This window comes from Aequorivita sp. 609, from assembly GCF_014212065.1.
Taxonomy (GTDB): domain Bacteria; phylum Bacteroidota; class Bacteroidia; order Flavobacteriales; family Flavobacteriaceae; genus Aequorivita; species Aequorivita sinensis.
In genome coordinates this window covers 242,792-251,936 of the sequence record NZ_JACJVM010000002.1, presented here as the reverse complement: position 1 = coordinate 251,936, position 9,145 = coordinate 242,792, and the positions used below count along the sequence as shown (strand labels likewise).

6 protein-coding genes and 1 pseudogene are annotated in these 9,145 nt (G+C 34.8%); 4 read left to right on the top strand and 3 right to left on the bottom strand.

The features are described from left to right. Positions 1 to 116 precede the first annotated feature (116 nt). The 3 genes and pseudogenes from H4O20_RS01110 to H4O20_RS01100 all read left to right on the top strand — a co-directional run. Positions 117 to 1,013, top strand: a pseudogene (locus H4O20_RS01110) (PA0069 family radical SAM protein); the annotation flags it as partial. A 142-nt stretch (positions 1,014 to 1,155) separates the two neighbouring features. Next, positions 1,156 to 2,871: a helix-turn-helix domain-containing protein gene (locus tag H4O20_RS01105; RefSeq protein ID WP_185097999.1), complete on the top strand. Its 1,716-nt coding sequence runs from the start codon at positions 1,156 to 1,158 to the stop codon at positions 2,869 to 2,871. 439 nt (positions 2,872 to 3,310) lie between these two features. Continuing rightward, on the top strand, positions 3,311 to 5,581 hold the full coding sequence (locus tag H4O20_RS01100; RefSeq protein ID WP_185097998.1) for a S9 family peptidase: 2,271 nt from the start codon (positions 3,311 to 3,313) through the stop codon (positions 5,579 to 5,581). Positions 5,582 to 5,744: 163 nt separating this feature from the next. On the opposite strand, the gene H4O20_RS01095 is transcribed toward H4O20_RS01100, so the two are convergent. The 3 genes from H4O20_RS01095 to H4O20_RS01085 form a co-directional block, all read right to left on the bottom strand. Continuing rightward, positions 5,745 to 6,425: an HD domain-containing protein gene (locus tag H4O20_RS01095; protein ID WP_185097997.1), complete on the bottom strand. Its 681-nt coding sequence runs from the start codon at positions 6,423 to 6,425 to the stop codon at positions 5,745 to 5,747. A gap of 169 nt (positions 6,426 to 6,594) precedes the next feature. After that, positions 6,595 to 7,338: a 1-acyl-sn-glycerol-3-phosphate acyltransferase gene (locus H4O20_RS01090; RefSeq protein WP_185097996.1), complete on the bottom strand. Its 744-nt coding sequence runs from the start codon at positions 7,336 to 7,338 to the stop codon at positions 6,595 to 6,597. Between the two features lie 320 nt (positions 7,339 to 7,658). Beyond that, complete coding sequence (locus H4O20_RS01085; RefSeq protein ID WP_139854360.1) at positions 7,659 to 8,069, bottom strand: BrxA/BrxB family bacilliredoxin; 411 nt, start codon at positions 8,067 to 8,069, stop codon at positions 7,659 to 7,661. A gap of 277 nt (positions 8,070 to 8,346) precedes the next feature. Between H4O20_RS01085 and H4O20_RS01080 the strand changes: the two genes are divergently transcribed. After that, the gene (locus H4O20_RS01080) at positions 8,347 to 9,078 is read left to right on the top strand and encodes a TerB family tellurite resistance protein (protein ID WP_139854362.1); all 732 of its coding nucleotides are present in this window, start codon (positions 8,347 to 8,349) and stop codon (positions 9,076 to 9,078) included. The last annotated feature ends 67 nt before the right edge of the window (positions 9,079 to 9,145 follow it).

Sequence of the window (9,145 nt, the reverse complement as noted above, 5' to 3'; positions counted from 1 at the left end):
GGATTATCAATGTTGTCGAAGTCTAAAGCTTCACCGTATATAGTAACCTTACTCCGCTCTTTTGTTCTTTCTGATTAATACTTAAAATTAACTTATTTAGTAAAAATCAAACTTAAGAAGTAAATAGTCCCGATGTTGGAATGGGGTTTTCTGCAAACCCTTACCAAGGTTGCGAACACGGTTGTGTTTATTGCTATGCAAGGAATAGTCACGAATATTGGGGTTATGGTGCTGGGTTGGATTTTGAACGAAAAATTCTTTTTAAAAAAAATGCACCGCAACTTTTAGAAGAGAAAATAACTTCCAAAAATTGGGAAGGTGATACTATTGTTTTCTCTGGAAATACCGATTGTTATCAGCCTCTTGAACGCAAACTCGAAATAACAAGAAAGTGTTTAGAAATAATGTTGAAATGGAAACATCCTACAGGAATAATCACTAAAAATTCATTGATTCTTCGTGATTTAGACATACTGAAGGAAATGGCAAAACTGAATATAATTCAAGTTAATATTTCTATTACGTCGCTTTCCGAAGACACTAGAAGATTATTGGAACCTCGCACGGCCAGTATCAAACAACGGTTAAAAGCAGTTAAAGTTTTATCTGAAAATGGCATTCCAGTAAGGGTAATGATGGCCCCGATAATCCCTTCATTAAACAGTCATGAAATTCTACCACTAGTTAAGAAAGTAGCAGAACTTGGAGCGGTTGATGTGAATTATACTATTGTAAGATTGAACGGACAAATTGCTGAAATTTTTAAAGACTGGGCGTATAAAACTATCCCCGATAAAGCAGAACGCATTTTGAATCAAATTGCTGAATGTCACGGAGGAAGTCTAAACGACAGTAATTGGGGAAGACGTATTAAAGGAGAAGGAACTATTAGCAACCAAGTTAAAAACACTATGGCAATAGCTAAAAATCGATATCTAAAAGGTAAATCAAAAAAGAAGTTAGATACATCTCACTTTCTAGAACTTAAAAATCCACAGTTGAAGTTGTTCTAATTTTGTATTCATCTTAATCTTAATAGAAAAACGTTTTATTACAATATTCTTTAATTGTTATTTTATAAACTGTGTAATCTGTAACATTATTACAAATATTTTCTGTTTGCTTTAGTATATTTACGCCTTACTTTTAGCAAAAATGAAATTTTTCTGTTCTGCTATTTTAATAGTACTTTCAATATCAACTTCACTTTCTCAATCGGAAGGTGAATTTTCACATCTATCTTTCGATAGTATTAACGATACAATACATAAATATTCATATACCGACGTAGATAGAACCATCACTGCTGCAAATGCTTATATTCTAAAAAGTCAACGAGAGAATGACTTAATAAATGAATGGGTTGGTCTAAACGCTATTGCCGTTTCCTATTATCACAACAGAATGTTTAAAGAGTCTAGCGAACAGTCTGAAAAAAATATGCATTTTGCCCAAAAACATAACTTGCGCGAACAAGAAATGGAGTCACTGGCCTATTTGTCGGATTTGCAATTGGTAGTTAGTGATGTTTCAACACAATTGGAGTATTATGAAGATCTTCTTCAGTTGGCTGAAACGTATAAAAGTAATTTTTATAAACAGATAGCCTATAATAAAATTGCTTCCGTTCTTGATGTTAGTGGCGATACTAGAAAGGCAATAAATATTCGTAAAAAATCGCTTGATTTCTTTGAAAATAAAACGGCAGATTCAACTTTCACACAAAAATCTATAAACTCAAAAATAGCCATGATAAGTTTTTACTTATCAAATTCTTACCTCGAGCTGGAAAAAGTAGATTCGGCAAAATTATATGTCGATAAAATAAAACAATTTTCTGAAAAGGATTTAGACACATGCTATATGGCTTTTTCGTATGCTGCAGAAGCTGAGATTGCTTATACAGAAAAACGTTTTAAAGAGGCTAAAAAACTCTATCACAAATATTTTGATGTTTGCCCAACCGAATACGATCTTATAAAAATAAACTACGCCTATCTTATAGGTAAAATTGAATTGGCAGAAGGTAATTATCACTTATCTAGCGAAATTTTACAGAAGGGTTTGGATGATTATAATGTTACTTCTGTTGAAGAAGGCTTTATGAAAGATTATTATGAGAAACTTGCCGAAGCCTATAAACAAACAGGAAATTTTGAAAGAGCGAGTTTCTATTTTGAAAAATATCTCACTTCTAAAGAAAAACAAACTGAACTCAAGGACAGTGCTAAAAAATCACTATTAGAAAATGAAAGAGAAGCTTTTAGAAATGAAGTCAATTCGCTTATAACCGAAAAAGAAAACAAGCAATCCTACCTTAACTATTTAATGTTAAGCGCATCCCTAGTAATACTAATTCTACTTTTCGTTTTACTTCGCTTTTATAAAAACAAAAAGGCAAATGAGTTTAAATTCGAGCAATTACTGGCCAAAATTGAAGCTGCCAAGCAATCGGATGAAATTATAGATACGAAGGATGAGGATTTAGAAGAAAAAAACAGTAATGATGTACCTGAAGACATTAAGCAACATATTCTAGATGGTCTTAAAAAACTTGAAAAGCAGGAATATTTCTTAAAGCAAGAATGTAGCTCCTATAATGTTGCCAAGAAAATAGGCACAAATACTTCTTATCTTTCTAAAGTTATAAATTCACATTACGGAAAAAACTTCAATACATACATCAATGATCTTCGCATCAATTACGCTATACTTCGTCTTAAAAACGATGTAATTTTCAGGTCGTATTCTATTCAATCCATCGCTGAAGAAGTAGGTTATAAATCGGCAGATTCTTTTACCAAATACTTCAAAAAAGATACAGGATTAAACCCTTCTTTTTACATTAAAGAAATCAAGAATATCGCCTAAAAACCCCATTTCAACCCGAAATTTATAAATATAGGGTTGTTGAATTCCGTCTACTTCGGAATCACTGAAACAAACCTTATAACCTTCATTTTCATTATCTTACACGTTTCAAAACATCCCTATTTTCCTAAATCTGGGGATGCTTACCTTTTATTATAGTGTTTTGTGTCGCAGCTTTGTTTTAGAAATCAACAACTAAAACTTCGTAATATGAACGCACAAAACCCTAAAATTGAAATCTCATCACGAGTAATAATGAAAACCAATGGTAACTCAATTTCGATTGTCAAGCATTGGCAAGGTGACTATATAATTAAAAATAAAATATGATGAAGAACAAGACAGCAAGACGCATTCAACTAATAAAATTTGCCATTGGCGTAATTATAGGCGTAACTATTTACCTTTCAATCAAACTAATATTTTAAACCAAACACTTATGACAACAATATTGAAGTTTTCAATCGCACTTACAATGCTATTTTTAGTAGGAACTGTAAATGCGCAAAAATTAGACGGAGCATACAGCGGAACTCTTGAAGTTCAGGGAATGCAGATGGAGCTTATTTTCAACATTTATCCTACAGATGATGGGCATAGGGCAACCCTGGATGTTCCTATGCAAGGAGCAAGCGGAATAGAACTTGATTCTGTAGTTTTGCAAGACGAAAATGTTACCATTACTTCCGCCAAAATGGGTCTCACCTATACTGGTGCAGTTTCTGGAGAAACTATTGAAGGAACTTTTGAACAAATGGGACAAAAATATCCATTAACCTTGAAGAAAACAGTAAAAACAAAACCAGGAAATACAGCGCTCCCATCAACCGATGAGGAATTGGCGAAACTAACGGCAAAGTCTAAAGGAAATTTTAAATATTCTGTTGAAGATTATTTTAAAACTCCTGAAGCTTATTCTTTTCAACTTTCACCAGACGGCAAGTTTATTAGCTACTTAAAGCGAAGAGAAACTGGAGAACGAGATTTGTATTTAAAAGAAACCGCTACCCAAAAAGAAACGTTACTTATTAAACAAGATGAAGATGTAATTCGCGGCTTTTTCTGGGCAAATAATAACAGAATTCTATACATGCAGGATAAAGGTGGAGATGAAAATCACCACGTTTATGGAGTGGATGTAACGGGAGAGAATAAAAGTGAATTAACACCTTTTGAAGGGGTAAAGGTAAATATTATTGAATCCTTGAAAGAAGATGAAGATCACGTGATTGTTCAGATGAATAAAGACAATCCGCAGCAAGAGGAGCCTTACCGTCTAAATATTAATACAGGTGAAGTTACGAAGCTATATACCGTAAAAGCCGGTGATCCACCTGTAAGTTCTTACGATTTTGATAGAAAAGGAAACCTACGCGCCATCAATAGAATTGTAGATGGTATTAATATGGAATTACTTTATAAAATTGATGGAGAATTTAAACGTGTAAAGCTTACAGAGTTTGGAGATACATTTGGAATTATCTCATTTAACCCAGCTACCGAAAATCCTGATGACGCTTATGTAATTTCAAACCTAGATGGCGATAAAATTGAAATCCAACTTTACGACTTAAAAGCAAATAAGAAGCTTAAAACACTTTTCAGTAACGATACATTTGATGTGTCGGGTGTTTCGCTTTCAAGAAAGAGAAACTATGAAATAGATTACTTCAGCTACACGGGGGAGAAAACAGTTGTTAAACCAGTGAGCGAAACCTATAAAAAGATATATGCTCGTTTAAAAAAGGAATTTGGAGAAAAGCAATTTTTCACCATAGGAAAAACAGATGATGAATCTCAGTATATGATTGCTGTAACAAGTGATAAAATTGTAGGGGAGTACTATATTTATGATGTTGAAAAGGATACAGTAACACTATTATACAAGCTTTTACCACATCTTAAAGCTGAAGATATGGCTACTATGAAGCCAATTAAATTTCAAAGTCGCGATGGACTTACTTTGTATGGCTACATCACTTTACCTGCAGATTATAAAAAAGGTCAAAAATTGCCATTAATAGTAAATCCTCACGGAGGACCACAAGGCATTAGAGATTACTGGGGCTTTAATCCAGAAGCACAATTATTTGCAAGCAGGGGTTATGCCACATTACACGTTAATTTTAGAGTTTCGGGTGGTTATGGAAAAGAATTCCTAAAAGCTGGTTTTGGTCAGATAGGACGTAAGGCAATGGACGATGTAGAAGACGGTGTAGATTACGCAATTGCTCAAGGCTGGGTAGATAAAGATCGCGTTGCAATTTACGGCGGAAGTCACGGTGGGTATGCAGTATTAAGAGGAATGACAAAAACTCCAGAAAAATATGCTTGTGGAGTTGACTATGTTGGAGTTAGTAACCTTCATACTTTTATGGGCACTATCCCTCCATACTGGGAAAAATATCGCGAGTTGTTATACAAAATCTGGTACAACCCAGAAATCCCAGAAGAAAAAGCTATTATGGATGAAATCTCTCCAGCTTTGCACGTAGATAAAATTACGAAACCACTTTTCGTTGTCCAAGGAGCTAACGACCCAAGAGTAAACATCGATGAAGCCGACCAAATTGTTGAGAGTTTACGCAGTAAAGGTGTGGAAGTGCCTTATATGGTAAAATACGATGAGGGACATGGTTTTGCTAAAGAAGAGAACCGCTTGGATTTTTATAAGGCGATGATGGGCTTTTTTGCTCAGCACTTGAAGTAGACTTAAGACCGCTGCGCTATAAGACGTAGGACTTAAGACTAAAAAAATCCTGAAATTATAAAACCTATTGGACGTCAAGTTTGATAGGTTTTTTTCATTTCTTTGCGTTCTTCACGCCTTTGCGGTAATTATTTCACCGCAGAGACACAGAGGACACATAGTTTTATTTTTTACCATTCCATTCTGCGTAGAATTGTGCCAGAAATGTTTCCATAAACACGTGTCTTTCTATCGCAATTTTACGTCCGGTTTCGGTGTTCATTCTATCTTTTAGAAGCAAAAGTTTTTCGTAGAAATGGTTAATAGTGGGAGCGTTAGAGGCTTTGTATTCCGAAGGAGACATATTTAATTTTGGCGTTATTTCGGGGTCGTAGAGTTTTCTATTCTTGAAACCTCCGTAATTAAAAGTACGAGCGATTCCAATTGCTCCTAGGGCGTCTAATCTATCTGCATCTTGTACAACTTCGAGTTCTAGGGAAGTGAATTCCTGAGTTTTATTACCTCCACTAAATGAAACATTTTCTATGATTTTCACCACGTGCTCGATGATTTCTTCGCCAACGTTTTGGGTTTTTAAAAACTCTCTCGCTTTTTTTGGCCCAACAGTATCATCTCCATTGTGAAATTTTGAGTCGGCTATATCGTGAAGCAAAGCTCCTAAGGCAACTACAATTTTATCAACTTTTTCGCCTTCGGAAATATGTATTGAATTTTTGTAAACCCTTTCAATATGAAACCAATCGTGTCCGCCTTCTGCATCTTTCAATTCATCCTTAACAAATGCAATTGTATTGCGGATTATTTCTTCTACTGAAGCGTCGTCGAAAATGGATGTTGAAGTCATTATTTTAAGAATTAATCAAAGTGTAAACAATAGGTAGCAATCTTGGGAAGGAGATTGTAGGTTTTCTTCGTATTCATCATTTAAATACGATAATTTAAGTGTTTCTATGTTTAATTTCTAGGCTCTAGCGGCAGAGCGAGTCTAGCTTCTTTTCAAAAAACACTAGCATTTATTTATGAATCTTTGACACCACAGTCTCTTCCACCTGGTCGATTAGGGCCTCAACTTCATAATCCGAAATTTTTAATGCTGGGTGGGCAATTAGCTCTAAACAAACCCCCATTTGAATTGGGAACATCCCGTTGCGCTGTAATTTCCAAGAATTATTGATAGTAACGGGAACTACATAACCTTCAGGGATTTTTTTGAAAAGGGTTTGCAATCCAGTTCTTCTAAATGGCTTTGGAACTCCGGTTTTACTTCGTGTTCCTTCAGGAAATATAACTCCACTTCTATTGTGCTGTTGAAGATATTTTGAAAACTTAACCATTTCAACAATAGCTTGTCTCGGATTTTTTCTGTCAATTAAAATCGAGCCCCCATGACGCAAATTGTAGGAAATAGAAGGGATTCCTTTACCCAATTCTATTTTTGAAATAAACTTAGGGTGATACCTTCGCAAGTACCAACTTATCGGCGAAATATCCCACATACTTTGATGATTGGAAACAATTATTATAGGAACGTTAATAGGAATATTATCACTTGTCTCAACGTGAAATCTAGTTCCAACAGCGTGCAGACAACGCAGGATTGTCCAGTTAAAAATATCGACAGTTTTTTTATGTGCTGAGTATCCAAACCAATTAAAAGCAACCCATTGAATAGGGTGAAAAATCAATATTGTAATACCGAAAAGCAGGTAAAACAATACTGTAAAAGGATAACTAATAATTTTTAAAAGTGTTTTCATTGGTTGTCAAAAGTAAGAAAACCGCCTTAATTAAGACGGTTTTTGTATTCGCTTATTTTCAGTTCTCCTTTTTGAAAAACTTTATTTTTTGGACTTCGACTTGTTCTTTAGTGTGTTTCGGTCTAAATAAATATAATTATAAACGCTAACGATAATAATTAGTAGCCAAAAGCCTCTATAAAGCCAGTTGTTTACTTCCTTCCCTAACAAATACGAAACACTAGGGTTTTCATACAAGTTGTAAGCTATGCTCCCAAAGCTAAAATGCCTATAACTATGGTTAAGGGTTTGTTCAGCTTAATCACCGGATGTATTTCTGTTTAGCAATATTCGTTATATGCATTTTTAAGGTTTTCAGCAATCATATCAGCTGGTCTCCCTTCAATGTGATGACGCTCTAACATATGTACTAATTCACCATTTTTGAATAATGCCATAGATGGTGAGCTAGGAGGGAAAGGAACCATTTGTGCTCTTGCAGCATCTACAGCTTCACGGTCAACTCCTGCAAATACAGTTACAAGGTTATCTGGTTTTTTATCGTTTTGAAGAGACATAGCAGCACCTGGACGAGCATTAGCAGCTGCACATCCGCAAACAGAGTTAACAACTACTAAAGTAGTTCCTTCTTTTTTTAGTGCTTCTTCAACGTCGTTTGCTGTATATAATTCGGAAAAACCTACTTTAGTTAGGTCCTCACGCATTGGTTTTACTAGTTCTGCTGGGTACATAATATTTCTTTTTTTAAGTGTATTAAATTTTTGATGCAAAGATACTAATTCTTATCTAGAAAAGTTCCAAATAACAAAATCCAAATCCCAAAAAATCCCAAATTGTAATCTCGAAACTTTAAAGGTCTAGAAAATCTTAAATAGTGATATTTTTTAGAATTTTATACTTATTTGGATTTTGGGTTTTGAAGTTTGGTGGTTTTCCTTTATTTGAAATTTGAGTTTTGTTTTTTTAATTCAGTACTTTTGTCGCTTCAAAAAAACAAAATTCACGTTTATGCTTCGTTGGTTATTAGCCGTTTTAGGTTATTTTTTATACCGTTTTCCAGGTGCAATTGCAGGATTTTTTATTGGAAGTCTCTTGGATAACATAAGCGTAAGAGGTAAAACTTTTCAAACTTCTTTTGGATCTACACGCCAACAAGTTACGCCAGCCGATTTTGAGTTAAACTTACTTTCCTTAGCTTCATTAGTGATTAAGGCCGACGGGAAAGTTAGTCAGACAGAGTTAGACTTTGTAAGGCAGTATTTTGTTCAAGCTTACGGGAAAGATCGGGCAAATGCCACTTTTAGAGTTTTTAACGAAGTAATTAAAAACAGAGAGATTTCTGCCCAAACTATCGGCACGCTTCTACGCCAACGGACGCGTTATGAAAGTAGATTGCAGATTCTTCATTTTTTGTTCAGTATTGCCAATGCAGACGGTACTGTTTCAACGGCCGAAGTAAATGAAATAAATAGGATTGCTGGTTTTTTAGGAGTCCATGCACGTGATTTTGAAAGTATAAAAGCGATGTTCTTTAAAAATCCGGACAGCGCCTATAAAATTCTAGAAATAGACCGAAATGCAACCGCTGCCGAAATTAAAACGGCCTACCGCACCATGGTGAAAAAATATCATCCCGATAAACTTACACACCTAGACGAAGCCCACCGAAAAGGGGGTGAAGAAAAATTTAGGAAAGTGCAGGAGGCTTACGAGCAGATTCAGAAGGAGCGCGGGTTTTAAAATAAATCATAAAAAAGTGTTAAAAATTTTTGTTTTTGTAAAAAAAAAGGATATGTTTACACAGTTG